This window comes from Acidiphilium rubrum (assembly GCF_900156265.1).
In the GTDB taxonomy this organism is placed as follows: Bacteria; Pseudomonadota; Alphaproteobacteria; order Acetobacterales; family Acetobacteraceae; genus Acidiphilium; species Acidiphilium rubrum.
Genome location: NZ_FTNE01000004.1, coordinates 78,210 through 103,600 on the forward strand (window position 1 = coordinate 78,210; position 25,391 = coordinate 103,600).

General features: G+C 63.5%; 23 protein-coding genes. 13 read left to right on the top strand and 10 right to left on the bottom strand.

Annotation, left to right across the window (positions count from 1 at the left end; all coding sequences use genetic code 11):
- Positions 1-20: 20 nt before the first annotated feature.
- The 3 genes from BW994_RS04370 to BW994_RS04380 form a co-directional block, all read right to left on the bottom strand.
- Entirely contained in the window at positions 21-215 is a 195-nt protein-coding gene (locus tag BW994_RS04370) for a hypothetical protein (protein WP_175612084.1), read from the bottom strand.
- Between the two features lie 60 nt (positions 216-275).
- Positions 276-500, bottom strand: coding sequence for a hypothetical protein (locus BW994_RS04375; RefSeq protein WP_217696434.1), 225 nt, complete (start codon positions 498-500; stop codon positions 276-278).
- Positions 501-625: 125 nt separating this feature from the next.
- Positions 626-1,255, bottom strand: coding sequence for a flavin reductase family protein (locus tag BW994_RS04380; RefSeq protein ID WP_029310467.1), 630 nt, complete (start codon positions 1,253-1,255; stop codon positions 626-628).
- Between the two features lie 132 nt (positions 1,256-1,387).
- On the opposite strand from BW994_RS04380, the gene BW994_RS04385 reads away from it, so the two are divergent.
- On the top strand, positions 1,388-2,947 hold the full coding sequence (locus tag BW994_RS04385) for a tetratricopeptide repeat protein (RefSeq protein WP_245594033.1): 1,560 nt from the start codon (positions 1,388-1,390) through the stop codon (positions 2,945-2,947).
- On the opposite strand, the gene BW994_RS04390 is transcribed toward BW994_RS04385, so the two are convergent.
- The 4 genes from BW994_RS04390 to BW994_RS04405 form a co-directional block, all read right to left on the bottom strand.
- Complete coding sequence (locus BW994_RS04390) at positions 2,937-3,494, bottom strand: PqiC family protein (RefSeq protein ID WP_029310469.1); 558 nt, start codon at positions 3,492-3,494, stop codon at positions 2,937-2,939. The two genes, BW994_RS04385 and BW994_RS04390, sit on opposite strands and share 11 nt — an antisense overlap.
- Positions 3,495-3,497: 3 nt before the next feature.
- Positions 3,498-5,150, bottom strand: a complete 1,653-nt coding sequence (locus BW994_RS04395; protein ID WP_029310470.1) for a PqiB family protein — start codon at positions 5,148-5,150, stop codon at positions 3,498-3,500.
- Positions 5,140-6,414, bottom strand: coding sequence for a paraquat-inducible protein A (locus tag BW994_RS04400; RefSeq protein WP_029310471.1), 1,275 nt, complete (start codon positions 6,412-6,414; stop codon positions 5,140-5,142). Before BW994_RS04400 ends, BW994_RS04395 begins: the two co-directional genes overlap by 11 nt.
- Positions 6,415-6,509: 95 nt before the next feature.
- Positions 6,510-7,127, bottom strand: coding sequence for a LysE family translocator (locus tag BW994_RS04405; protein ID WP_029310472.1), 618 nt, complete (start codon positions 7,125-7,127; stop codon positions 6,510-6,512).
- A gap of 195 nt (positions 7,128-7,322) precedes the next feature.
- On the opposite strand from BW994_RS04405, the gene BW994_RS04410 reads away from it, so the two are divergent.
- The 4 genes from BW994_RS04410 to BW994_RS04425 are packed head-to-tail and all read left to right on the top strand — an operon-like array spanning position 7,323 to position 12,205.
- Entirely contained in the window at positions 7,323-8,558 is a 1,236-nt protein-coding gene (locus BW994_RS04410; protein WP_245594034.1) for a branched-chain amino acid ABC transporter substrate-binding protein, read from the top strand.
- 8 nt (positions 8,559-8,566) lie between these two features.
- A complete protein-coding gene (locus BW994_RS04415; RefSeq protein ID WP_029310474.1) occupies positions 8,567-9,496 on the top strand; it encodes a branched-chain amino acid ABC transporter permease in 930 nt (309 codons plus the stop codon).
- Positions 9,493-11,475 carry a branched-chain amino acid ABC transporter ATP-binding protein/permease gene (locus tag BW994_RS04420; protein ID WP_029310475.1) on the top strand — a complete coding sequence of 661 codons (1,983 nt, stop codon included), beginning with the start codon at positions 9,493-9,495 and terminating at the stop codon, positions 11,473-11,475. The genes BW994_RS04415 and BW994_RS04420 overlap by 4 nt, the downstream gene beginning before the upstream one ends.
- On the top strand, positions 11,468-12,205 hold the full coding sequence (locus tag BW994_RS04425; protein ID WP_029310476.1) for an ABC transporter ATP-binding protein: 738 nt from the start codon (positions 11,468-11,470) through the stop codon (positions 12,203-12,205). Before BW994_RS04420 ends, BW994_RS04425 begins: the two co-directional genes overlap by 8 nt.
- A 10-nt stretch (positions 12,206-12,215) precedes the next feature.
- Here BW994_RS04425 and BW994_RS04430 read toward each other — a convergent pair whose 3' ends face one another.
- From BW994_RS04430 to BW994_RS04440, 3 genes are all read right to left on the bottom strand, one after another.
- Positions 12,216-12,548, bottom strand: coding sequence for a chaperone modulator CbpM (locus BW994_RS04430; protein ID WP_029310477.1), 333 nt, complete (start codon positions 12,546-12,548; stop codon positions 12,216-12,218).
- Positions 12,545-13,480 carry a DnaJ C-terminal domain-containing protein gene (locus BW994_RS04435; RefSeq protein WP_029310478.1) on the bottom strand — a complete coding sequence of 312 codons (936 nt, stop codon included), beginning with the start codon at positions 13,478-13,480 and terminating at the stop codon, positions 12,545-12,547. Before BW994_RS04435 ends, BW994_RS04430 begins: the two co-directional genes overlap by 4 nt.
- 94 nt (positions 13,481-13,574) lie before the next feature.
- Complete coding sequence (locus tag BW994_RS04440) at positions 13,575-15,479, bottom strand: sigma-54-dependent Fis family transcriptional regulator (RefSeq protein ID WP_029310479.1); 1,905 nt, start codon at positions 15,477-15,479, stop codon at positions 13,575-13,577.
- A gap of 260 nt (positions 15,480-15,739) precedes the next feature.
- On the opposite strand from BW994_RS04440, the gene BW994_RS04445 reads away from it, so the two are divergent.
- The 8 genes from BW994_RS04445 (at position 15,740) to BW994_RS04480 (ending at position 25,272) form a co-directional block, all read left to right on the top strand.
- Complete coding sequence (locus tag BW994_RS04445) at positions 15,740-16,837, top strand: WD40 repeat domain-containing protein (protein WP_035227779.1); 1,098 nt, start codon at positions 15,740-15,742, stop codon at positions 16,835-16,837.
- Positions 16,834-17,031: a hypothetical protein gene (locus BW994_RS04450; protein ID WP_035227782.1), complete on the top strand. Its 198-nt coding sequence runs from the start codon at positions 16,834-16,836 to the stop codon at positions 17,029-17,031. The genes BW994_RS04445 and BW994_RS04450 overlap by 4 nt, the downstream gene beginning before the upstream one ends.
- Before the next feature lie 239 nt (positions 17,032-17,270).
- Positions 17,271-18,941, top strand: coding sequence for an aromatic/alkene/methane monooxygenase hydroxylase/oxygenase subunit alpha (locus tag BW994_RS04455; protein ID WP_029310481.1), 1,671 nt, complete (start codon positions 17,271-17,273; stop codon positions 18,939-18,941).
- 76 nt (positions 18,942-19,017) lie between these two features.
- Positions 19,018-20,055, top strand: a complete 1,038-nt coding sequence (locus tag BW994_RS04460; protein ID WP_029310482.1) for an NADH:ubiquinone reductase (Na(+)-transporting) subunit F — start codon at positions 19,018-19,020, stop codon at positions 20,053-20,055.
- A gap of 26 nt (positions 20,056-20,081) precedes the next feature.
- A complete protein-coding gene (locus BW994_RS04465) occupies positions 20,082-21,164 on the top strand; it encodes an aromatic/alkene monooxygenase hydroxylase subunit beta (protein WP_029310483.1) in 1,083 nt (360 codons plus the stop codon).
- Between the two features lie 24 nt (positions 21,165-21,188).
- The gene (locus tag BW994_RS04470; RefSeq protein ID WP_029310484.1) at positions 21,189-21,554 is read left to right on the top strand and encodes an MmoB/DmpM family protein; all 366 of its coding nucleotides are present in this window, start codon (positions 21,189-21,191) and stop codon (positions 21,552-21,554) included.
- Between the two features lie 109 nt (positions 21,555-21,663).
- On the top strand, positions 21,664-23,295 hold the full coding sequence (gene groEL / locus BW994_RS04475; RefSeq protein ID WP_029310485.1) for a molecular chaperone GroEL: 1,632 nt from the start codon (positions 21,664-21,666) through the stop codon (positions 23,293-23,295).
- A 12-nt stretch (positions 23,296-23,307) separates the two neighbouring features.
- Entirely contained in the window at positions 23,308-25,272 is a 1,965-nt protein-coding gene (locus BW994_RS04480; RefSeq protein ID WP_211252742.1) for a sigma-54-dependent Fis family transcriptional regulator, read from the top strand.
- The last annotated feature ends 119 nt before the right edge of the window (positions 25,273-25,391 follow it).

Sequence of the window (25,391 nt, forward strand, 5' to 3'; positions counted from 1 at the left end):
CAGCGGAACAGGTAGAGGCGTCAGTGCGGGTTCCGCAGGAAGGCCATGTTATAAAGGCCCAATGTGGCCATCAGTGCGGAACCGGCAATCACGACGGCATGGACGATCACCGAAAGATGATCGCCGGACGTGGGGGATCGAGCCGCCCAGTGCCATTGCAGCCACGCTTGCTCACCGCAGAAGAGCGTGTAGCAGAACAGGAACGTCTGCCGCATTTTTGTCAGTAGAGGGCTCGGTGCGTCCGCTTGGGGGACGTGCTTAGCTTGTGCCATCGGTTAGTCCAGCATCCAGCGGAGTTCGGGAAACCGATCCAAGGCTGCGGGGTTGAACAGGGCGCAGAGGCATTGCACCGCGGTGAACACGCTGGGCACCAGCAGCATGCCATCAAGGAACAGCCAGACACCGTGGGGGCGTGCTGCGGGTTCGAACAGCATCACGGCGAGGCCGACTAGAAAGACCAACGCCAACATCAGCCGGCCGATGATAAAGTAGCGACGCATGCGCGGTAGCAACATGAGACCTTCCGTCGATCCAACGTGATTGAACGTAACGGATTCGCGGCGGAGGTTCAATCGCCGTTGGGGCTCGTGATTGATGCCCCACGCCTCAAGATCGCGCGAGCGGCCTAGCCGGTCTGCCAATCTTCGACCGGGATGCGCGGCATGTCGAACCGGTCGTTCGTGCTGGAATACCACCCGCCGCCATGCATGCGCCCGATCAGGTCGAGTTTGGGCGTGTCGATGTGGCAGCGTTTCGCGTCCAGCACGGCGTCGTCGCGCACGTGCATGGCGAGGACTTCGCCGATCACCATGGCGCGGTCGGGGCCGAATTCGACGATGGAGTGCAGTTTGCATTCCAGCGCGACCGGGCTTTCCGCAATCCGCGGGGGCTTGATTTTCAGCGAGGGCATGGTGGTCAGCCCGGCTTGGGCGAGTTCGTCGATCTCCGGGCCGAATTCGATGGCGGTGATATTCATGGCCTGCGCGTTGGCGAGGGCGACGAGGTTGACCACGAATTCACCCGTGCTGCGGATGTTCTCGCCGGTATCCTTCAGATCGCCTGGTTTGCGGGCACCGATGCCGATGCACAGGACCGGCGGGCCGGCGCCGAACACGTTGAAGAAGGAAAACGGCGCGGCGTTCAGCCGGCCATCGGGGCTCATGGTGACGACCCAGGCGATCGGCCGGGGAACCACGGTCGAGGCGAGGAGTTTGTATTGGTTGAGCGGCGGCAACGCTGTCAGGTCGAAGATCATGTCGCATCATCGCTGGTCGGCCGTGCACTGTCTATGGTGCCATCCGCCCGGCAGGTTGCGAAATCGTCCTGAAACGAGTGTTAGGCTGGTGGTGTTAACCGTCTGTTCATTTTGAGCGGCTAGTTTGTACGGATGAACCAGAGCTTGCGCGTCGCGATGCCAGTGCCTGAAAATCAGCCGGCCGATCCGGTGCGGAACTATCGGGCCTTGCTGGCGGCCGAGGGTGATTCAGCGGTGGTCCAGGCACTGCTGGCGCAGGCGCTCTACGACACGGGGGATTACACCGGTGCGGTTGCCGCGGCCGATGCCGCCTTGCGCGGGCATCCGACGGATGGCGTTGCGCGCATCACGCGGGCGTCGGCGTTGAACGCGCTCTGCCGGTTCGAGGCGGCGGCGGCCGATTTCGCTGTGCTGGCGCAGGCGCATCCGGGCCGGGCGGCGATCCTGATCGGGCTGGGGACGGCCTATGCCGAGGCCGGCCAACCCCGCGAGGCGATTGCGGCGCTGATGCAGGCGATTGCGGCTGAGCCAGGCAATGCGGAGGCGGCAGCGGCGCTGGGTGCGGTCTGCGCGCGGACCGGCAATGCGGCGGCGGCGATCACCGCCTGTCGCTATGCGCTGACGCTCGATCCAGATCAGGTGATCGCGCATCAGAATCTGGCGGCGCTGCTGGCGGCGGATGATCCGGCGGTGGCGGTGCATCGGGATGCCGCGTATCGGCGAAAGCAGATCGTCACGATTGCCGGGCCACCCGCCGCACCGGCGGTGCTCGTGCTGACTTGCGCGGCGGCGGCCAATATTCCACTGGACCATCTGCTGCCTCGGAGGCGCTTTACCCAGATCCGTTGGTTCATCGATTATGCCTGTCCCGATCAGGATCGTGAATTGCCGCCGCATGATTTGGTGTTCAACGCGATTGGTGATCCCGACCTGATGCCGGATTTGAGGGCGCCGGTCGAGCGGATGTTGCGGGAGACCGACCGGCCGGTGCTCAACCATCCCGCGCGGATCCGTGACATTCATCGCGCCGCGCTGCCCGAGCTGCTGGGTGGGTTGCCCGATGTCGTGGTGCCGCCGGTCACCCGGGTTGCACGTGATCGGCACGACGAAAATTTGTGGCTTGTGGCGCATTGTTTGCCGGTGATCGTGCGGCCGGCCGGGTCGCACGGCGGTGAAAATCTGGTCTGCGCCGCGACCGAGGCGGAGGCGACGGCAGCGATCGCCCGCGCTCCGCATAGCTATGTGACTGATTTTTATGATTATCGTGCGGCCGCCGATGGGTTGCATCGGAAATATCGGGTTATCTTCGTCGATCGCGTGGCTTATCCGTATCATCTCGCCATCGGACCCGACTGGCTCGTGCATTACTGGACCGCGGGCATGGCGGAGGCGCCGGCACGCCGCGCGGAGGAAGCGCGGTTTCTGCGCGATCCGGCCCGCGCGATCGGCGCGCGTGCGATGGCGGCGCTGGGGGCGATCGCGGCGCGGCTTGATCTCGATTACGCCGGCATTGATTTTTCGGTCCTACCGGATGGGCGTGTGCTGGTGTTCGAGGCCAATGCGACGATGTTGGTGCATCCGGAGACCGATGCGATGTTCGCTTACAAGAACGAGGCGGTGGCGGTGATCCTGGCCGCGGTCGATCGGATGATCGCGCAGCGCAGCGGGCGTATCGGATCGGTCAGTGGTTGAGTCGGGCGACCATGTGATCGGCGAGGTGGCTCAGAGCCGCGCTCATGGCGCTCGCGCGGGCGGCTGGTGTGTCGGCCGACGGGATGACGATATGGTCCCGTCCTGCGGCGATGGTTCGATGATGGTGGCGCGCCGCGATCCGCCAATCCGCGTTCAGGACGACCTGGCTGTGTTCGGGCAAAAACCGGGTCACGTTGACCGAAACCAGGCGCGTGCCGCGCGGCGGTGTAGCGTCGCCGGGGTGAAGCACGGTGGTGTCGGGCAGGCGTTGCGCCAGATCATCGGCGAGGGTGTTCTGCGCCTCGCCATCAAGCGGTGCGGCCCAGCGGGCGTGATCGGCGACGTGCAGCGTGGTCTGCCCGGTCGCGCTGGTCAGGTAGAGCCGGTCGATTGCCGCGGGCATCATGACTTTGGCGATGGCGAGCGGGGGCGAAGCGATCGGCTTGGTGGGACCCGGCATCGGCGCCAGGGTGAGATAGGTGGTCGGTGTGGGGGCGCACCCGGTCAGTACCAGCGCAACGCCAAAAAGGCAGAGCCATCGGTTCATCGTTCAGCGTCCTTTGCCGAGAATGATCGAATTCGGATGACCCGACAGATAATCGGTCAGTTCGCGCAGCGATTGCGCGGCGCGGGTGAGCTCATAAAGCGCGTGCGGCAGGGATTCGGACTCTGGCGCGTTGGCCGCAGTGCCGTGCTGCGCCAGCAAGCCCCGGGCAGTGCGCAGTGAGGCATCGGCGGCCTGGGTGGTCCGGCGCAGCGCGGCCAGCAACTGCGGCAATCGCGCATCGGTGGTGCGGGTGATCGCATCGATATGCGTGATCGTTCGGTCGAGCCGTTCGAGTGTACGGCGGGTGCGCGGCGAGCGGCTGACGGCGGCGATCCGGCTGGTTGCGTCATGAACATTGGCGAGAATTCCGCTCACCTGATCCATGATCTGATCGATCGAGGTGGCGCTGGTGGAGGGGATCGTCGGCGGTTCGCCCGGCACGCCGGCGAGGCTCAGGACGGCTTTCGGTGCCGCCTTGACGATGTCGAGCGCGATGGTCTGCGTGCCGATCACCGGCGTGGATTGCACGCGGTGGGCACGCAGACCGTGTCCGATCAGGGACGACAGCATGGCGTTCATTTGCGGTGCGGGATTGGCCAGATTCCATCGGTCGGGCGGGTCGAGCGGAATGTCGCGCGGTTCGAGCACCAGTTGCACCGTGGTGGTGAGCGCGCCCGCGTTGGCATCGTAGCCAAGAGCGATGTTTGTCACCACGCCGGCATCGGCACCTTCGAGCGTCACCTTGGCATGTCTGGCCAGACCGTGCGGGCCGCCGGCGAGTACGATCCGGTACGGCACGGCGTGCGGGCCGGGCGCCGCACGGGCGGCGGACGCCGTTCCGTAGAGATGAAACGTCGTACCATTGTCGATCGGATGGCCGCCGCCGGGCGTTGCTACGCCGATCGCGCCGGAGACGAGGGCCGGGATCGATTGCAGCATCAGCCTAGGCCCATTGCCGTTGCTGCTGACCGAAACGCCGCCAGCGTTCCAGAATCGGCTTGCCGAGGTTATCAGATTTTCACGCTTCTGTTCGATGAAGGCGGTGATCACGAATTCCTTGCCGTCCCGCTGCATAACCAGGCTCAGAACCTTTCCGATCTTGAAATGGTTGAAATAGATCGCGGCACCACGGGACAGGTTGCCGGGATGCGCTGTGGTGAGAGCAATGGTTTCACCTTGGTCGCCGCTCTCGATCACCGGTGCCTGGGTCAGGCCAGTGAAATGATCCGCCACCGGGCCGGGGTGCGGTGCGATGCCGATGTAGGGGCCGGCGATCACGGATTTGATCGATGCAAGATTGCTGAAACTGACGCTGCGGCCGGCGATCCAGAAGCGCGTGCCCTTGCCGAGATGGTGCTGCATCTCGCCGGTGAACTGCATCGAGACTTTCATGGTGTTGAGGGTTTTGTCCAGCCGGACGGCTTCGACATGGCCGACTGTGACACCGCGATATTTCACGGTCGTCGATCCGGCCTTGATGCCGCCCGCCGTTGGAAACGAGACAGTCACCTCGGGGCCGCGCTTGGCGATCGCTTCCAGCCCGAGCCAGATCACGATGCCGGCCGCCGCGACCGGCACCGCCCAGATCAACCCCGGCCAACGGGTGCTGCGAAACCTGGCGTTGGGCGGTTCTGGCTTATCAGGTTTATCGATCATGGGCGTATTTCGGGGCTTCGTGCGCCGCGATCCAGATATGTCGCGGGTCGAGCACGCGTGCCGCCATCATCGTCAGCACGACGACTCCAAGAAATGCCGGCATGCCGTCAGCAACATCGACGCTGAGCAGGCCGGGCAGGCGCATCAGCGGCAGGAACACCGCGACGGTATACACATCGATATGCGACCATCGCCCGGCCGCAACGATGGCCCGGTAGAGTTTGCCCTTCAGGCGCAGCCGGCTCGTCGAATGTTGATAGGATGACAGGATGATCCACGAGATGCCAAACAGCTTGAACAGTGGAATGCCGACGCTGGCGGTAAAAATGACCAGGGCCAACGGCCAGAGTCCGGCCTGCAGCAACTGAAAAATGCCGCTGACAATCGAATGGGCGTGGGCCTTGCCTGCTTCCACGTCGATTTCCATCGGAAACAGATAGGCGATCGGGTAGAAGATGAATCCGGCCAGCGTGAAGGCGAGTGCACGCATTGTCGCGTTCGGTCGCTGGCGCCAGAGATGCGTGTTGCAGCGCGGACAATGTTCACCTTCCGCGCTCGCCGGCGCGATGTGGTCGCACGCACCGCAGGCGATCGCATGGGCGGAATTCTCGCTCGCATCCGGCCCGATCATACGCCAGATCGCGCGGCGCTCGAGCGTGGCACGGGTGATCATGGTCATGAAGGCGGCGGCAAGAACGCACCAGCCGCCCGGACCGATATGGACCGGCAGGAACGGTTCGACCCGCGAATAGCCTATGACGCAGCCGACCAGAAACACATCGAGCGTCGCCCATTCGTCGAGCCGTTCGGTGATCCGGAATGCGCTCCCCAACCAATGCGGCCGCCACCCCAGGCGGAGGACCATCAAGACGATCGTGAGCAAACCGAAGCGGATCAGTGGCACGGCGATCAATTCGGCTCCCACGACCAGGGCCATGATCGGCCAGCCTTGCTGCCAGATACCTGCAACGCCGGAGCCCACAGTGCTCTGGTTGATGGCGCCGAGAATCGAAACCTGCATCAGCGGCATGACGATCGCGGGGATGAGCAGGACCATCATGGTGATCGAGCAGGCCAGTGCCGCATCGATACTTCGGCCCGCGGTACGTTCGAGCGGCGCATCGCAGCGCCGGCAATGGATGACACCGCGCCCGGTGATTGCCGGGAGGCGCTGTACCAGCCCACACCAAGAGCAGCCGATGATGCCGTGCGGCGGATCGATTTCGGCATCCGGCGTACCGGAAATCAGCGCGGTCAGCTTCATGGGCTGGCGTTTCATCATCCAGACGGAGATAGGCGCTGCGCCCTTGTGTCGACATAAAAATCACGTAACCGTGATAACGACGATGCCGAAACCGATCACGATTTCGCCCCGCGCGCGAGGGCCAGACCGAGGCCGGCGCCGATCAGCACGGAGCCGCCGACCCGGTTTGCGAGACGGCCGCCCAGATGGCCGCGAATTTTGCCAGCGAGCAGGCACCAGCCAGTATCGACAATTAAGGCGATGACTACGCAGGTGATCGCTAGAGCCGCCATCTGGTGAGCGAAACTTCCTGCCGGGCTGATGAACTGCGGCAGCAAAGCGCCGTAGAAAAAGAGCGTTTTCGGGTTGGTCAAGGATACGAGGAATGCCCTTACCACCAACCCCCGGCGCGAGGCGGGCCGAACGCTCGTGCCCATTGCGGCCGCCGGCGGGGCGCGCCACGATTTGATGCCCAGATAGATCAAATACAAAACGCCGATCCACCGGATCCAGCCGAACCAGATGCCGGCATGACCGAGCAGGGAGGCAAGACCGAGCGATGTCAACCCGAGTTGCACCGCCATGGCGGTGCTGGTGCCGGCAATTGTGAGCAGACCATAGCTGGTGCCGTGGCGCACGGTGTTGCCCACGATCAACCCGACGTTGGGACCCGGTAGCAGCATCAACAGAGTCACCGTTACGACGAACAACGAGAACAAATGTAATTCAGGCATTCCACTCACTCCCGGAGCCGGCGTGACAGGGTCGCGAAAAGACGTCAGCATACGTAAAATTGCGTATTATATTCAACGGACAAGTCATAGTCAGGCCGTTCGCGGTGTGGCGATAAAATTTTCTTGCGTTCCGCTGTGGCCCCGCTAGTCTGCTCACGGTTTCGTAACACAAAAACAAGATGAATGGGGCTTCTGATGATTTCTCGACGCCATGCGTTGTGCGGTACGGCCGCGACTGCTGCTCTTCTTACCGCTGGAGCGACTTCAGCTTTTGCAGCCGACAAGGTTTATCGCATCGGGATTACGTTGCCGCTAACCGGTGCCGATGCCGAGGCGGCGCATCTGATTTTGAACGGTGCCCTGCTCGCCATCAAGCTTGCCAATTCCAGCGGCGAGTTGAAAGGGATCACGCTCGAGCCGATGGTGCTGAACAATGCAACGGCCACGGCCGGTCAGTATGATCCGGCGCAGGCAGCGACCAACGCGCGCAAACTGGTGGGCGACAAGAAGGTTCTGGCCAACGTCGGCCCGGAAATGAGCGGCTCGGGCAAGGCGATGGCGCCGATTTTGTCGATGGCTGATCTGGCGACGATTACGCCGAGTTCCACTGCTCCGGCCCTGACCGATCCGCAGTTCGCAGGCGAATTCGTACCGGGCGGCAAGCCGATTTATTTCCGGACGGTGACGACGGATGCCTATCAAGGGCCCAATATGGCGAATTTCTATGCCGAGACCCTGAAGGTGCCGAGCGTTTATGTGCTCGACGACAGCGGCGCCTATGGCGTTGGTCTGGCGGATGCGTTCGCGGCGCAGGCGAAGGTCAAGGGCATCAAGGTGCTTGGCCGCGACCGGCTCGACCCGAAAGCCGCTGACTATTCCGCGGTTCTGACCAAAATCAAGGCGACCAACGCAGCATCGCTTTACTATGGCGGCACCATGCAGGCCGCGGTCAAGCTCGTTAAACAATCCTACCAGATCGTGCCCGATATCAAAAAGGGCGGCGGCGATGGGATTTTGAGCCCGGAGATGATGACGGCAGCGGGCTTCCCGGCCGCCGAGGGCTGGTATGCCACCAATGCGTCGCCGCATGTCGTCGATGATCCGAAGCTTGCAAGCTGGGTGGCACTCTATTCCAAAACCTACGGCGTGCAGCCGGATGATTACGCCATCACATCGTACGACGCGGCATTGGTGGCGATCGCCGCGATCAAGGCGGTGATCAAAAGCGGCAAGCCGTTGACGGCCTCAAATGTACGCAACGCGGTGCAGACGGTGAAGATCAATGGGCTGCAAGGTCCGATTTCGTTCGACAAATATGGCGATCTGAGCACGCGTGTGGTTGCGGTGTTTCAGTTCAAGCAGAACAAGGCGGCACCTTTGGCGGATATGGACAAACAAAGCATCTATATCGGGGTGGCACCGCAGAGCTAGGGCGCCCTATGACCGGCTCTGCGATTTTTCTGCAGCAAATCATCAATGGTGTCAGTCTCGGGGCGGTCTATGCGTTGCTCGCCCTGGGCTTCACCCTGGTCTATGGCATTCTGGAACTGATCAACTTCGCGCATTTCAGCGTGTTCATGGTCGGTGCGTTCGTGGCGCTGGTCGTGTTGGAGGCGTTTGGATTGCAGGGGCAGTCGGTGGTCATGCACGGTGCGCCGCTGGTGCTGGTTTTGCTGGTGGCGCTGGTGGTGACCATGGTTGCCTCGGGCGCGCTGGGCGTGGCGATCGAGCGTTATACCCTGAGGCCGATGCGCAATGTCAAAGGACCGATGGCGATGATTACGACCATCGGCGTCTCGTATATTTTGTTCAATCTGGTGTTGCTGGCCACCAACGCGCAGGCGATCAATTTTCCTGACCCGATGCCGCAGGCAAGCTATCATGTCGGCGGCGTGGTGATCCGGCTGAAGGAAATCCTGATCTGGATCGTCTCGGCGGTGCTGATGATCGGGCTCAACCTGTTCGTCAAACGGACCAAACTGGGCAAGGCGATGCGGGCAGTGGCTCAGGATGCCGAGGCGGCGCGGATGATGGGTGTCGATGTCGATAATGTGGTGATGATCGCGTTTTTTGCCGGCTCCGCGCTGGCAGGCGCGGCGGGTATGATCTTCGGTCTGTACTATAATTTCGCGCAATACAGCATCGGTTACACGGCGGGTCTGCGCGCCTTTACCGCCGCCGTGCTCGGCGGCATCGGCAACGTGCCGGGCGCCATGTTGGGCGGCATCGTGATCGGGCTGATCGAAACCCTCGGCAGCCAGTATATTGCGGCGCGCTGGGCGGATGTGATCATTTTTTCCATCCTGATCGGTACCTTGGTGTTTCGCCCAGCCGGGTTGCTCGGCATGCTGGCACCGAACCGGTCATGAAGCGTCTCGCGAATCTGCCGCCGCGCACCAAACGGATACTTTTTTCAGTCCTGTTGGCGTTTTTGCTGGTGTTTCCGTTTCTCGATACCGGCCAGGCGAATATCGATATCGCGGCGAACTGCGCCGCTTATGCCGCTCTGGCGCTTGGGCTGAACATCGTGGTCGGCTTCACCGGGTTGCTCGATCTGGGTTATGCGGCGTTTTTCGCGATTGGCGCCTATGCTTACGGCATCCTGAATTCGTATCAGCTGCACCCGGCATGGAGCAACGGCTGGGCGCCGCTGGCCGCGATCGGGTTTGTTGCGAAACTTGGCGCCGGGGCTGCCGCGACGGTGCATTTCACCTTTCCGTTCTGGGTGATGCTGCCGGTCTCGGCCGTCATCGCGGCCGGGTTCGGTGTGGCGTTCGGTGCGCCGACGTTGCGGCTGAAGGGTGATTATCTCGCCATCGTCACGCTCGGCTTTGGTGAGATCGTGCCGATCGTGGTGCGCAACTGGTCATCGCTCACCAACGGCGCCGAGGGATTGAACGGCGTGGCGCCCCCTTCGGTATTCGGTCACAGTTTCGGGATCGATTCGACGCCGTATTATTATGTCGGGCTCGGCATCGTGCTCCTCTTGCTGTTCATCAGCCAGCGTCTGAAGCCATCGCGCATCGGCCGCGCCTGGATGGCAATCCGCGAGGATGAAATTGCGGCGGGTGCGATGGGCATTCATACGACGCGGCTGAAACTTCTGGCGTTTGCCATGGGGGCCGGTTTCGCGGGGCTGACGGGTACGTTTTATATCGCGAAGCTGCAGACCGCGACGCCCGATATGTTCGACCTGCCGGTGTCGATCATGGTGTTGGTGATGATCGTGCTCGGCGGTCTCGGCAGCGTGTGGGGTGCGATTATCGGGGCCGTGCTGCTGCAATTGCTGCAGGCGTGGTTTCTACCGGAACTCAGCGCGATGGTGCAGGCGCTCGGCAATGCGGTGCATTCGCCGTTTCTGTCGAACCTGGAACTCACATCGGCGTCCGAGCTGATTTTCGGCATCATTCTGGTGACCATGATGCTGTACCGGCGTGACGGCATCGTCCCCGCCAGTCGAAACGAGGTGCGGTTGAGTTTCGCCCAGCAGGATGCCGCAGTGTCGCGCGGGTCGTTGCCGGCGGTCGAGCGGTTGAGCCGCGCTTCCGCGCAGGCCGCGGCCGCCGGGGCACCAGCGGCGTTGGCGGTGCGGGATCTGACCGTGAAATTCGGTGGTTTGACCGCGTTGAAATCCGTCTCGCTCGATGTGCCGGCGGGTGGCATCGTCGCGGTGATCGGGCCGAATGGCAGCGGCAAATCGACGCTGTTTAACAGTATTACCGGGCTGGTGACACCCTCGGGCGGGTCGATCGACTTTGCCGGGCATGAGCTGATCGGCCAGCGACCCGACCAGATACTGCGGTACGGTGTGGCCCGGACGTTTCAGAACATCCGGTTGTTCCCCAATCTGACCGTGATGGAGAACGTGCTGATCGGGCAGCATACCCATCTGAAGGCGGGGCCGGCGGGCATCGTGCTCGGGCTGGGCGGTGTGCGGGCGGAAGAGCGCGAGGCGCGGGAGTTCGTGCTGGAACTGCTCGCGATGTTCGGCAACCGGTTGATCCCGCGGATCGATCAGGGGGTGGCGCAATTATCATACGCCAATCGCCGGCGCGTCGAGATTGCGCGCGCCTTGGCGACCAGACCGCGCCTGCTAATGCTCGATGAACCGACCGCGGGGATGAATCCGGCCGAGAGCCTCGAACTCGCCGAGCAGATCGCCGGGTTTCGCGATCTGGGCCTGACCGTATTGCTGGTGGAGCACAAGCTCGATGTGGTCACGCGGCTCGCCGACAACGTGATCGTGCTCGATTACGGCGAGAAACTCGCCGAAGGGCCGGCCGATGTGGTGCGGCGCGATGAAGCGGTGATCGAGGCCTATATCGGGCGGGGTGCGGTCAATGCGTGAGGACGCCCCGTTGCTCGAATTCGATGCGGTTCACACGCATTACGGCGATCTGCACGTGCTCAAAGGCGTCGATTACACCATGAGCAGTACCGATATCATCGTGCTGCTCGGAGGCAACGCCAGCGGCAAATCGACCACGATGAAGACCATCATGGGGACGGTGACGCCGACCGCCGGCGAAGTGCGCTATCGCGGCGACATCATCAACCGGTTGAGCACCGCCGAGCGGGTCAAGCGCGGAATCGCGCCCGTGCTGGAGGCGCGGCGGCTGTTTCCGCGCATGACGGTGTTCGAAAATCTGGAAATGGGGGCTTACACGCAAAAGCGCGGCGCCGAGTTCGACGCCGATCTGGAGCGGGTTTATGAATTGTTCCCGCGCGTCAAGGAGCGGCGGACTCAGCTGGCCGGCACGCTGTCGGGCGGTGAGCAGCAGATGGTCGCGATCGGCCGCGCGCTGATGGCAAGGCCTCGGCTGATCTGTATGGATGAGCCATCGATGGGCCTGTCGCCGCGCTTCGTCGAGATCGTGTTCGGTATCATTCAGACAATCAACCGCCAGGGTGTGGCGATTTTCATGGTCGAACAGAACGCCAATATGGCGTTGCAGATCGCCGATCGGGGGTATGTGCTGCAAACCGGGCAGGTGGTGTTGTCCGGACCGGCGGCAGCGCTTGCCGCCAATCCCGCGATTCGCGAGGCCTATCTGGGTGAACTGCAAGTCGAGGCGTGAGGCGGTTTGATCAGCCGATCAGCCGGGCAATCATGTCGGCGCGGATGTTCGGCGGTGCCGTCTGGTCGATCGCCGCGCCGACCTGGCGTAGGCGTCGACGCAGGTCGTAGATCTGGTCGAGCAGGCAGAGCACGATCGGCATGGTGTCATCATTGACCTGCAGATCGTTCATCAACTCATGGATCAGACGGACCCGTGCCATGTCGATTTCGGTAAAGACGTAGCCGGTCGGCGCGGCATCCGGGCGGACCCATTGGTTTTCGATCCACCGGTCGAGATCGGGCCGTTTGATGCCGTCGATGTCGCGGATGACGATATCGATGGTGACGGTGCGGGTCGTCATGGGTTGGTTTCCATGGTCTGGCGCGGGTCGGCCGCGGTAGAGGGTTTCCAGTTCCGCAGGAATGCTTCGAGTGCTTCATCCGGCGTGCCGATGGTGACGCGCAGGGTCGCGTACAGATCGCCGGCCGGCGTGGTGCCGTTGCCCGGCACGCCGCGGCCGCGCAGGCGCAGGATGGTGCCGTTGTCGGAATGCGGCGGCACGCGCATGCGCACCGCACCGCCTGGGGTCGGCACCTCGATCGGGCCGCCGAGCACGGCCTCCGGCAGGGTGATCGGCAGATCGAGCCGGATGTCCTGACCATCGCGGGCAAAATATTTATGCGGTGCGACGGTGATGGCGATCAGCGCGTCGCCCGCGGGTCCGCCGTTGCGGCCCGGGTTGCCCTTGCCGCGCAGGCGCAGGATGTGGCCATCTTCCGTTGCGGGGGGAATTTTGACGTCGAGCGTGCTGCCGTCGGGCAGGGTCAGACGGGTCGTGGTGCCATTGACGGCATCGAGAAAGCTGGTGGTGAGGCTGTAATGTGCGTCGGGCCCGCGCGCCGGGCCTTGGTTGCGCGGGCGGTTCGCTTCGTTGAACATCGACCCGAAGATCGATTCGAGATCTTCGGGGTCCCAGTTGCCGGCCTGGCCGCCCGCCGCTCCGCCGCTGTAGCGCTGCCCGGCGGCGGCTTCGGCGTATTCGCGATAACTGGGGCGGCGTGGCGCCGCCTCATGCCCTTCCGCATCGATCTCGCCGCGATCGAATTTGCCGCGTTTTTCGGGATCGGAGAGCAGGGCGTGCGCCGAGGCGATGTCCTTGAACCGGGCTTCGGCGGCGGCGTTGCCTGGGTTGAGATCGGGATGATGGGTCTTCGCGAGCTTACGATAGGCGCGCCGGATGGTATCGGCGCTCGCATCGCGCGCGACGCCGAGTGTTTCATAGGGGTTTGGCACGGTCGGTATCCTTGGCAGCGACAGGCATAGCCTAGATCAAAGCACGCGGCGACGTGGCTTGATAGCCCTGCGGGCCGGCGCCTGGTCTAGGACATCAGTGTTCCCTGTTGACCGCGACGCCGTCGAGGCCACGATAGACCGTGTTGCGCGAGACGCCGAGGCTGCGGGCGGTGGCGCTGATGTTGCCGCCGTTCTCGCGAAAGGTGGCGCGAATCCGCGCGCGAACGATATCGCGTAGGTCGTGCGGGTCGTCGGACTCCGCGCGCTGCATGGCACGCTGGCCGACGAAGGTTTCCGCAGCCATTTGGTCGATCACCCCGCCCTCCTGCTGCAATGCGAGGCGAAGCAGGGCGCTCTTCAACTCGCGAATATTGCCGCACCAGGCATGACCGGCGAGCACGCGCGCCCCATCATCGGTGATCGTGGTATCCGGCGCGAAACGGGCGAGCAGGTGGCGCGCAATCGTTGCGAAGTCCGCCCGATCGTTCAGTGCGGGCAACCGCACTTCGGCGGTGTTGAGGCGGTAGAGCAGATCGGCACGGAAGTGCCCGGCAGCGACCGCCGCATCGAGGTCGGCATTGGTGGCCGCGATCAGACGAACATCGACCGTCCGGTTGCGGGTGCTGCCGACTGGACGGATCGTCCAATCGTCGAGGAGGCGGAGCAGCACGGCCTGCAACGGGCGTTTCATGTCACCGATTTCATCGAGGAACAGCGTGCCGCCATCGGCTTCGGCGACCAGGCCCGGCGCGCCGCCGCGCCTCGCGCCAGTGTAGGCGCCATCGGCATAGCCGAACAACTCCGCCTCGATCAGGGTCTCCGCCAGGGCCGCGCAATTGACGGGTACGAAAGCACCACGCCGTCCGCTGGCCGCATGGGCGTAGCGGGCAAGCAATTCCTTCCCCGTGCCGGTCGCGCCACGGATCAGGAGGGGCAGGTTGCGTGCGGCGGCCGAGGCGGCGAGGCGGAGACCGGCGGCGACCGCAGGATCGTCGGCCACGAAATCTGGTTTGACGACGTCTGGTTTCGCCTGCGGGCCGGCAATCGCCGGGCGGGCCGCGACCGCGACCGCGACCGCGACGCCGCGGGCGGCTTTCGGTGTTTCCAGCGTCGCGACATAGATGCTACCGACCCGGTCTTCCAACGTGCCGATGTCGCCGCGCGCGCAGGCGTCATGGAACACGCCGAAGCCCGTTCGGAAAATCGCATCGAAACTGCGCCCCATCACGACCGGCAGTCCGGCGAGCAGGAATCGCGCCTGGCGGTTGGCGGCGAGTACGCGCCCGCTCTCGGAAAACACCAGTATGCCGGCGCTGAGCGTTGAAAGATATTCGGGCCGGCTGTGGAACGCGATGATCCGGTGGCGCGCGTGGGTTTCGCGCAGCAGGAGGTTCTCGATCTGTACCGCGGCCATGCCGACCAGGGCGCGGGTGTGGCTCTGGCGCGATCCGCAGTCCGACGAGGCATCAAGCACGCAGGCGAGCGCACCATCCGGCCCGAATACCGGTGCCGCGATGCAGGTGATGGCATTATGGCGGCGAAAGAAATGCTCGCCACCATGAATGCTCTGCGCCGTCCCGGTCGCGATGGTGGTGCCGAGCGCGTTAGTGCCGCAATGGATTTCATCCCAGATGGTGCCGGGTTCGATCGAGGCAGCCTGCGCTTCACGCGCGAAACTGGGGTCTGCGATGGCATCGAGCAGCAGCCCATCGGGTGCTGCGAGGGCAACCATGAAGTTGCTGCCGGCGATCTGCTGGTACAATGCCCGCAACTCCGCCGAGGCAAGGCGGTGGACCATCGCGCGCTGATCGCGGGCGCGGCGGAGATGATCGGCCCCGACATTTTCAATGCGCGGCGCGGCCGTGGGATCGAGCCCGGATGACAGGCATCGCTGCCAGCTATCGCGGATATCGGCGGACAGCAGGTCGGCGACGACCAGACCGTTCGATTCGAGCGCGGCCCGCGCGTGACCCACCCGGTCTTCGGCATGCAGCAACATGGGTTCCTCCATTCAGCTTCGTTGGTCCGAGCTGTTTTGGCAGGGGCTCAGCACCCCGGATGTTGATCGTAGTGCATGGGAGTTCAAAACCCTAGCAAAATCCGCTGTCGAAGCTGGCATTGTTCAGAAACGGAGCGGTCCCTCCATCCTCTGTTCATGCCGACAACAACGGACATGTCGTTTTGCATTGCAGCAACCGACATAAAGACTTGATATTCACTGCCTCCAAACCGTGGCACGGCAATTGCTATTTGGGTTTCATGGATGTCGCAGCCGCTCAAGCCCCGCCGCCCCTGCACGATCTGCTCGGGGTCAGCTTTGTCTTCAACACCACCGTCAACGCGCTCGTCTGGGATGGTGATGTGGCGTGTTTCGGCCTTGCCGACGGGGCAGTCGCGCGGCTGACCTCGCAATGGCCGGGCGCACCGCGCCTGGTACCGCGGCCGGGTGGGGGTATCGAAATCATCGCCTCCGCCGCGCCGCCGCCGCCGCCGGTGATCATCGGCGCCCATCGCACCCCGACATTATCGCTCGCTGCGGATCCGCTCGGCGGGGTTGTGTCTGGTGGTGCCGATGGCAGGTTTCTGCGCCTCGCCGATGGCAGTGTGATGCAGCTTGCTGAGCGGGCGCGCCGGCGGATCAACGCGGTTGCTGCCGGACGCGGCGGGCGGCGGGCATTCGCCGGTGGCCGGCAGGTCGACCAGCTCGGGCCGGATCAGAAGCGCCTGACCATGCCGGGTCCGGTCGCCTCGCTGTGTTACGATCCATCCGGTCTGCATCTCGCGATCGGTTACGATGGTGGCGTGTCGCTCGAAGCGTGCGCGATCCGCCAGGCGCCGCGATTCGAGGCGCCGGGGCCGTTCCGCCTGATCTGTTGGGATGCGGATGGCGCGCGCGTGGCGGCCGCCGCGCCGGGCGGGTGTGTGGCCGTGCGTAGCCGGGCGGAGGATGTGTGGCGCACCATCGATGTGCCGATCCGCGCCACGGCGATGGGTTTCACCAGCGATGGTGTTCTGGTGATCGCTGGCGCCGAGGGTGTTTACCTGTGGGATGCCCCCGGCGGCGCGCGCCCGTTCGCGATCGGGTTCGATGGTCGCCAGGCGGTCGGGCCGATTGCGTGCCATCCACGGCTAGGCCTGGTGGCCTGCGCCGATCGTGCGGGTGGCGTCGTGCTCGGGCGGCCCGGGCTGCGCGACGTCATGCTGATCCGCGACGCCGGCAGTGCCCCGGTTGCGCTGGCTTTCGCGCGGAACGGCGAGGCACTGGCATTTGCGACCATGGATGGCGAGGCTGGCACGGTGCTGTTGCCCGATCTGTTGTTCCGCCCCGCCCAGGGCGGCCGAGGAGACATGAAATGACCGACCCGATGACCGATGAAGAAGCTTCGAAAGATCGGTTTTTCAAGGAACTGGGCATGATCGCCGAACGCATGATTGCAGCGCACGGCAAGGATTTTGCCATGGGCGTGCTGGTGCTGGCGGCCCGCTGGATCGCCGAAGGCAAGAGCTTTGCCGAACATCGTGGTGCATCCGATGACAGGGCCGCGTCGTGACCGTCTGTCGCAATCTGCCACAGCATTCACGGTGGTGTGGCGCGGTCTGGAACAGTCTCGCGCTGCTATCGTACGGGAACCGGCTGATTTCAATGGATGCAGATCCTGGCACCGAACTTGCAATTCCATCCCTTGCGATCTCTGGCTGCCGGACATCCTATGACGTGAACCGGCACAACAGACGACCGCTCGATGCGTGACGATACTTTGAGATCAACATCATTCGGGAGAAAACCAAGATGCCTGATAGCTTAACGCTCAACAAAATTACCGCCCAGAAGGGGATGAGCATCAGTGATGCGACCCGTCGGGTCGCGGATCTCGGCTGGACGCCGAGCTATGTTCAGGAAGCGATGACCTTCCCGACCGACTACAAGATCAAGAAGACCCCACGCGATCCGATGAAGCAGGTGCTTCGCTCCTACTTCCCGATGCAGGAAGAAAAGGACAACCGGGTCTATGGCGCGCTCGATGCGGCGCTGCGCGGCGACATGTTCCGCAATGTCCAGCCGCGCTGGGTCGAGTGGATGAAACTGTTTCTCGCGATCATTCCGTTCCCGGAAATCTCGGCCGCGCGCTCGATGGCGATGGTCGGGCGCCTGGCGCCGGGCGAGGAATTGCGCACCGGCTTTGCGATGCAGATGGTCGATGAATTCCGCCACTCCACGATTCAGATGAACCTGAAGAAATGGTACATGGAAAACTACATCGATCCGGCGGGCTTTGACATCACTGAAGCGGCGTTCGGCAAATGCTATGCCTCGACGATCGGGCGGCAGTTCGCCGAGGGCTTCGTGACGGGCGATGCGATCACCTCGGCCAACATCTATCTGACCGTGGTCGCGGAAACCGCTTTCACCAACACCCTGTTCGTTGCCATGCCATCGGAAGCGGCGCGCAACGGCGACTATGCGCTGCCGACCGTGTTCCTGTCGGTGCAGTCCGACGAGAGCCGCCATATCGGCAACGGCCATTCGCTGCTGATGTCGCTGATCAACGACCCGGACAACCACCTGCTGCTCGAGCGCGACATCAAATACGCGTTCTGGCAGAATCACGCGATCGTCGATGCCGCGATCGGCACATTTGTCGAATACGGCACGACCGATCGCAACAAGAACAAGGAGAGCTATGCCGAATTGTGGCATCGCTGGATCTATGAGGATTACTACCGCACGTACATGCTGCCGCTCGAGAAATACGGCATCAAGATCCATCATGATGATGTCGCGGCGGCCTGGGACCGGATCGTCAAGAAGAATTACGTGCACAAGACGGCGCAGTTCTTCTCGGTTGGCTGGTCGGTCAATTTCTGGCGCATCGAGGCGCAGACCGAGAGAGACTTCGAGTGGTTCGAGCACAAATATCCAGGCTGGTACGCCGAGTTCGGCAATTACTGGAAATGGTATGAGAAGCTCAGCCACAAGGGCGAGACGCAGGTGCTGTTCAACGCCGACGTGGGGTATGTGTATCCGCATCGTTGCTGGTCCTGCATGGTGCCTTGCCTGATCCGCGAAGATTTCACCTATGATGAAGTGGACGGGCAGACCTACACCTACTGCTCGGAAACCTGCCGCTGGACCCACAAGGTCGCGTTCGCCGCTGAATATGAAGGGCGCCCGACGCCGGCGATGGGCCGCTTCAGCGGTCGTCGCGAGTGGGAGACCTGCTACGATGGTTGGGACATCGCCGATGCGATCACCGACCTCGGCTTCGTTCGCAACGACGGCAAGACGCTGGTGCCGCAACCGCATCTGCATTTCGACGACAGCAAGATGTGGACGCTCGACGACGTGCGCGGCCATCAGCTGGGCAGCCCGCTGCTCAATTTCCGCAGCCTTTCGGCGGAAGGCAAGGCGGCGGCGGCGGCGGAATACCGCAAGGGTTTCGTGATCAATCCGCTGAACTGACCTGTTTCGTTCCGCCGGGCACGATTGCTGTGCCCGGCGGCTTTTTTCCGAACGATAAAAACCAACGGGAAACGTCATGACTGTGATTACGACGCATAAGGTCCGGTTCGAACCTGTCGGCATCGAAATGGAGGTCGAGGAAGGCGAGACCGTTCTGGATGCCGCGTTCCGACAGGGTATTTCCGTGATGCACGGGTGCAAGGAAGGCCAGTGCAGCTCCTGTAAATCGAAGCTGATCGACGGCGACATCGAACTGCTCAAATATTCGACCTTCGCATTGCCCGATTACGAGCGTGATACCGGGCATATTCTTCTGTGCAAGACGCACGCTTACAGCGATCTCGAGATCGAACTGTTGAACTATGACGAGGATCTGCTGCGCCGCTCGATTCCGGTGCGCGCTTACGACGCGGTTCTTACCGGCATCGAACATCTGACGCACGACATCCGCCGCATGACCGTGGCGCTTGGCGCACCCATGAAGTTCTGGGCCGGCCAGTATGTCGACATCACGTTGGCGGATGGTGTGACGCGGGCCTATTCGATGGGCAGCCCGCCGGGCGAGCCGGACCGGCTTGCCTTCATCATCAAGAAATACCCCGATGGCGCGTTTTCAGCTTCGCTCGATACCGTTCTGCAGCCGGGCGATCGGCTGAGCATCAAGGGCCCGTACGGCACGTGTTTCCGGCGCGAGGACCGGCCGGGGCCGATGCTGCTGATCGGGGGCGGGTCGGGCATGTCGCCCTTGTGGTCCATCCTGCAGGATCATGTGGCGTCGGGCGAGCATCGGGCGGTGCGGTTTTTCTATGGGGCGCGCACCAGGGCCGATCTGTTCTATCTCGATGAATTCGCGCGGCTGGAAGCGGCATTGCCGGATTTCCGGTTCATTCCGGCCCTGTCGCACGCCGAGGATGGCGATAGCTGGACCGGCGAGCGCGGTTTCATTCACGAGGTGCTGGCACGACGATTGCGCGCCGAAGGGCTCGAAGGCGAGATGGACGCCTATTCCTGCGGACCGCCACCGATGATCGATGCCGTTCTGCCGGTTCTGCAGATGGCCGGGGTCGAGCCGGATCATATCTATTTCGACAAATTCACCACCGCCGTTCGCTGAGATCAACGATAATCAGGAGAGACACGATGAGCGTCACCGAGACACCGTCACCCCAGAAATCCGGCGCCGCCGGGTCCGCCACCTTCGCCGGTTCGGACAGCCGCAAATACAATTATTTCGAGCCGAAGGGCCGCAAGGCGAGCCATTACGAGGATATGACGGTCGATGTGCAGCCCGATCCGGAGCGTTATCTGCTGCAGGACTGGATCATCAGCTTCGCCGATGGCACGCCGACCTATGACAAGACCTGGACGGCGCTGAAATCGTCCAACTGGCATCAGTTCCGCGCGGTCGATCAGGAGTGGGAACGCACCCATTACCAGCGCCAGTCCACCATTGTCGGCATGATCAGCAACCTGATCGAAAACGGCCGTCGCTCCGGTGCGCCGAAGCGGTTCGACCGGGCCTGGGTCAAGGTGCTGTCCGATCATCTCGGCGCGTACAAACATGCCGAATTCGGCCTGGGCACGGCGACGATGCAGGCGCAGCGCTACGGCTATACGCAGATGATCAATAACGCGATCCTGACGAATTCCTCGTACAAACTGCGGTTCTCGCAGGATCTGACGCTGTATCTGGGCGAACTCGCGCTCGATATCGAGGGCATCGATCTTGATGCGGGCAAGCAGCATTGGCTCGAAGACCCGATCTGGCAGGGGACGCGCCACGCGACCGAGGCGGTGATGGGGGCGACCGACTATCTGGAGCAGTATTTCGCCACCAACATCGTGTTCGAGCCCCTGGTCGGTGAATTGTTCCGCAGCGGCTTCGTCATGCAGATGGCGGCGGCGCAGAACGATTTCATGACACCGGCGGTGGTGGCGGCGGCCGAGGGTGATTACGAGCGCAACCTCGCCAATGCGGTCGAGCTGTTTCACATCCTGGTGCTCGACCCGGACCATGGCGACAGTAACCGGGCCATCCTGGTGCAATGGATGCACAAGCACGGCTCGCTCGCGCTCGATGCGGCGCATCATCTGCAGCCGATCTGGTCGCAACCGCGGGTCAAGGTCGCTCAGTTCGCCGATGCGCTCGATCTCGCGAAAAACCGGGTGCGCGCGATCGCGGCTGAGATCGGCTTCGATGTTCGTGCCACGCTGGATCAGTAATCGTTATAATAAAGGATAGACCCCATGGCTCAAGCTCATACCGCGACGATCTTCAAATCGATGAAGGACATGCAGTTCGAGGGCACGATTTCGCACCAGTGCGGCGTGACCATGAACGACAGTGTCGAAGCCCGCGCGATTGCCGATGTGATGGCTGAAAAGCCGGGCATTTCGGTGACCTACCAGCCGGCGCTCATCCGCATCGATGGCGAAGGCAAGATGACGTTCAAGATGGACGAGATTTCCGAAGCACTCGGCCGTGTCATGACGCCTTATCTGTTCGAGATTTCCACCTCGACCCATTATGGCCGCATGGTGATGGTCGATGACAACACCGTTGTGTTGTTCGGCGACATGGACGAGGCGATGGAATACATCAAATACGACTGATCCCCGGCCCGGTGCCGTTTTCAACGACGGCACCGGATTGATCTAAAAAATTTTTGCTTCTTTTTTACAAAAAAGAAGTGCTTTCCACCAATAATAAAAAGGGAAACGCATGGCCAAGATGATGCTCCACGACGATGAAGCTCGCGCCGCGCTGGGGCGTGGCGTCGCGCAACTGGCCCGGGCCGTGCGCGGCACCATGGGGCCGCGCGGCATGAACGCCATCATCGACCGGCCAATCGGCACGCCGATGGTCTCGCGTGATGGCGTGTCGATCGCCGCCGAGGTTGAACTGGCATGCCGGTTCGAGAATATGGGTGCGCAGATCCTGCGTGAGGTTTCCGCCCAGACCAATCTGGAGGCGGGCGATGGCACCACGACCGCGACGGTCCTGGCCGATGCGCTGGTGCAGAAAGGGCTGGCGCGGATGGCGGCGGGCGATAATGCCGTGGAACTCGTCGCCGGGATCGAGGCGGCGGCCGATGAGGTGATCGCCGCCTTGCGCGCCCGTGCCCGGCCGCTGCGCGATGCGGCGGAAATGCGCGCGGTTGCGACGATCGCCGCGAACGATGCCGCGACAGGCGCACTGGTGGCCGAGGCGATCGAGCGGGCCGGGCCGCAGGGTATCGTCACCGTCGAGAATAGCGCCACGGTAGAGACCATGCTCGACGTGATAGACGGCATGGGCTTCGACCGCGGCTATATTTCGCATCACATGGTCACCGATGTGGAGCGCATGCAGGCGGTGCTCGATAATCCGCTGATCCTGATGACCGATCTGAAAATCACCACCGCCGCCGAGATCGAACAGATCCGCGCACTGGTGGGTGCAAGCAACCAGCCGCTGCTGGTGATCGCCGAGGAGGTGGCGCCGGCCGCGGTAATGGCGCTGCTGGCGGACCGTGCGGGTGGCGTGCCGGTCGCTGCGATTCATCCGCCTGAATATGGGCATTGGCGCAAGGCGATGCTTGAGGATATCGCGATCATCACCGGTGGGCGCGTCATTGCGCGCGAATTGGGCGGCACGATCGCCAATGCCACCCGCGCCGATCTGGGCAGTGCGCGCCAGGTGCGCGTCGGCTCGGGCATGACCGTGATTTCCGGCGGCGGCGGCGACCTTGCCGCGATCGCCGCGCGGCGCGAGCAGGTGCGCCGCCAGGTCGATCTGGCACCCAACGATATCGATCGCGATAAGCTCGAACAGCGCCTTGCCAAGCTGTCGGGCGGCACCGCGACGATCATGGCCGGCGGTGCGACGCCGGTGGCGCAGAAGCGCCATGCCCAGCTGATCGAGGATTCATTGGCGGCCGCGCGCGCCGCGATTGCCGAAGGCGTGGTGGCCGGTGGCGGCACGGCGTTGGCGCAGATCGCGCCGAGCCTGAACACCAACGCGAAGCTGTTGAACGGTGCGCGGGCCGGCGCGCTGCTGCTGCGCGATGCGCTGACCGCGCCGCTGGCCGCGATTGCGACCAACAGCGGCTTCAACCCCGAGGAAATGGTGGCGCAGGTGATGGCCGCGATCCAGGGCACCGGACTCGATGCGCGGACCGGCAAAATGGTCGCCATGGAGGCGGCCGGCATCATCGATCCGGTGCGGGTCAGCATCAGCGCGCTGCGCAATGCGGTTTCGGTGGCGTCCTTGATCCTGACCACGCATACTCTGATCGCGGATAAACCCGACTACGACGACCCGACCGCCGGCCCGGCCCTGGGCGGCGGTGCCGAGTTGCTCGGGAGGGCATAACCGGAGGCCGGATTGTCGAAGCGGCGGATCAACGGGCCGATCGACCATGACCGGGCACGCCCGCGCACCGAGCTGGTGACGCGCACCGAAGCGCTGCCGGACCAGGAGGCGATGTGGGCGTGGGAGCGGTTTCTGACCGGCGAACCTGAAGCCGCGATTCCGCTCGGCAATGTCGTGGTGTCGTCCTGGCAGCGCAGCCTTGCCCTCGGCGTCAATCCGACCGGCCGGGCCGCACCGATCGCCGCACAGGGCGACTCGATCCTGACCCTGCGCCATCGCAACCGCGACCTGATCGCGGCCTCGCGCGATCTGTTTCAGCGCATCGCCGATGTGTTCGCCGGTTCGAACTGCATGATGCTGCTGACCGACCCGGATGGCGTGGTGCTCGAAGCGGTGGGCGACCACCGCACGCTGGGGCAGGGCGAACGCATTCATCTGGTCGCAGGCGGTCATTGGCGTGAAGACGTGATCGGCACCAACGGCATCGGCACCGCCCTCGCCACCGGTCAGCCGGCACAGGTGCATGCCACGGAACATTTCTGCGAAGGCATCAAAAGCTGGACCTGTGCGGCCGCCCCGGTGCGCGAACCGGGAACCGGGCGCATTCTCGGCGTGGTCGATATTTCGGGCCCGCCATCGACTTACCAACGCGGCAATCTCTCGCTCGCGGTCGCGACGGCCCGCCAGATCGAGACCGCGCTGGCGGAACGCACCGGGCGCGAGCGGGTGCGCCTGCTGGAACGCTGCCTGCAACGCATGCCGACGATCGGTAACTCCGAACTGCTCGCGATCGATCGCGCCGGCCGGATCGTCTATTCCAACGGCAAAGGCGCGCTGCCGGGTCTTGGTGAAACCCTTGCCGGTTTCGATCCCGATCAGCCGGTGGAGCGGTGGTTCGACCGGATGCCCGAGCCGCTGCGCGCGGACGGCGCGTTCGACCCGGTATTGCTCGATGATCGTACCGTGGGGGCGATGATCGTGGTACCGGCCCGCAACCGACCCGCCAAACGAGATGCACCGCCCGCCGGGTCCGAAGCGGATGCCAGCCGCAATGCGTTTCATCACATCATCGGGGCCAGCGCCGCCATGCTGCAGGCCACCAAACGCGCCGAGCAGCTCGCGCGGCACCGCGTGCCGGTGTTGATCCATGGCGAGACCGGCGTCGGCAAGGAATTGCTCGCCCGGGCCATGCACGGCAGTCTTGATTTTTCGGCGCCGTTCGTCGTGTTCAACTGCGGTGCTGCCTCGAAAGACCTGATCGGTGCCGAATTGTTCGGCCATGTCAAAGGCGCTTTTACCGGTGCGACGGCCGATGGCCGGCCAGGCCGGTTCGAACTCGCCGATGGCGGCACTTTGTGCCTCGATGAAATCGGCGAACTGCCGCTCGATTTGCAACCACTGCTGCTGCGCGCCCTCGAGGAAGGCGTGATCTATCGGCTCGGCGATACCACGCCGCGCAAGGTCGCCGTCCGGCTGGTCGCCATGACCAACCGGGACCTGCGCGATGAGGTGGCGGCGGGGCGGTTTCGGCGGGATCTGTTCTATCGGATCAACGTGACCGCAATCACCGTGCCGCCCTTGCGCGCGCGGAACGGCGATGTCGATCTGCTGATCGCGCATTTCAATACCAGCGTGGCCGCGCGCCACGGCGTGCCGCCGCGCCGGTTCGGCGCCGATCTGCTGGCGGTGCTGCGGGCGTATCATTGGCCGGGCAACGTGCGTGAACTGCGCAATCTGGTCGAATCGTTACTGCTGGCGGGGGAATCCGAGAATGTCATGATCGATGAAATTCCGCTCGACATGCGCGGTGCCCCTGCCGCCGATGCGCCACCCTCGGGTCGGCTGGTCGATATCGAGGCCGAGGCGATGCATCGCGCGATCGAGGCCGCCGGCGGCAACATCTCCGAGGCCGCGCGCCTGCTTGGCGTGTCGCGCAGCACGCTGCACCGCAGGCTGGGGCGGGCAGGTTCACGCTGATCGACAAGCGGGGGTGACCTGCATTATAATGGGGACGCTCAACAACCCAAGACTAGGCAAAAACGGTCGCCGTCCACCCGATTGAATGCCTCCCCCCTCTTCACCCTCATGTATCGAAC

Bases quoted from the DNA above. Each gene is read 5' to 3' on its own strand.
- BW994_RS04420 (WP_029310475.1), top strand. From the start codon at position 9,493: ATGAAGCGTCTCGCGAATCTGCCGCCGCGCACCAAACGGATACTTTTT.
- BW994_RS04430 (WP_029310477.1), bottom strand. From the start codon at position 12,548: ATGACGACCCGCACCGTCACCATCGATATCGTCATCCGCGACATCGAC.
- BW994_RS04455 (WP_029310481.1), top strand. From the start codon at position 17,271: ATGCCTGATAGCTTAACGCTCAACAAAATTACCGCCCAGAAGGGGATG.
- BW994_RS04470 (WP_029310484.1), top strand. From the start codon at position 21,189: ATGGCTCAAGCTCATACCGCGACGATCTTCAAATCGATGAAGGACATG.
- BW994_RS04450 (WP_035227782.1), top strand. From the start codon at position 16,834: ATGACCGACCCGATGACCGATGAAGAAGCTTCGAAAGATCGGTTTTTC.
- BW994_RS04460 (WP_029310482.1), top strand. From the start codon at position 19,018: ATGACTGTGATTACGACGCATAAGGTCCGGTTCGAACCTGTCGGCATC.
- BW994_RS04375 (WP_217696434.1), bottom strand. From the start codon at position 500: ATGCGTCGCTACTTTATCATCGGCCGGCTGATGTTGGCGTTGGTCTTT.
- BW994_RS04465 (WP_029310483.1), top strand. From the start codon at position 20,082: ATGAGCGTCACCGAGACACCGTCACCCCAGAAATCCGGCGCCGCCGGG.
- BW994_RS04410 (WP_245594034.1), top strand. From the start codon at position 7,323: ATGATTTCTCGACGCCATGCGTTGTGCGGTACGGCCGCGACTGCTGCT.
- BW994_RS04385 (WP_245594033.1), top strand. From the start codon at position 1,388: ATGAACCAGAGCTTGCGCGTCGCGATGCCAGTGCCTGAAAATCAGCCG.
- BW994_RS04390 (WP_029310469.1), bottom strand. From the start codon at position 3,494: ATGAACCGATGGCTCTGCCTTTTTGGCGTTGCGCTGGTACTGACCGGG.
- BW994_RS04400 (WP_029310471.1), bottom strand. From the start codon at position 6,414: ATGAAGCTGACCGCGCTGATTTCCGGTACGCCGGATGCCGAAATCGAT.
- BW994_RS04395 (WP_029310470.1), bottom strand. From the start codon at position 5,150: ATGATCGATAAACCTGATAAGCCAGAACCGCCCAACGCCAGGTTTCGC.
- BW994_RS04440 (WP_029310479.1), bottom strand. From the start codon at position 15,479: ATGTTGCTGCATGCCGAAGACCGGGTGGGTCACGCGCGGGCCGCGCTC.
- BW994_RS04425 (WP_029310476.1), top strand. From the start codon at position 11,468: ATGCGTGAGGACGCCCCGTTGCTCGAATTCGATGCGGTTCACACGCAT.
- BW994_RS04405 (WP_029310472.1), bottom strand. From the start codon at position 7,127: ATGCCTGAATTACATTTGTTCTCGTTGTTCGTCGTAACGGTGACTCTG.
- groEL (WP_029310485.1), top strand. From the start codon at position 21,664: ATGGCCAAGATGATGCTCCACGACGATGAAGCTCGCGCCGCGCTGGGG.
- BW994_RS04380 (WP_029310467.1), bottom strand. From the start codon at position 1,255: ATGATCTTCGACCTGACAGCGTTGCCGCCGCTCAACCAATACAAACTC.
- BW994_RS04445 (WP_035227779.1), top strand. From the start codon at position 15,740: ATGGATGTCGCAGCCGCTCAAGCCCCGCCGCCCCTGCACGATCTGCTC.
- BW994_RS04370 (WP_175612084.1), bottom strand. From the start codon at position 215: ATGCGGCAGACGTTCCTGTTCTGCTACACGCTCTTCTGCGGTGAGCAA.
- BW994_RS04415 (WP_029310474.1), top strand. From the start codon at position 8,567: ATGACCGGCTCTGCGATTTTTCTGCAGCAAATCATCAATGGTGTCAGT.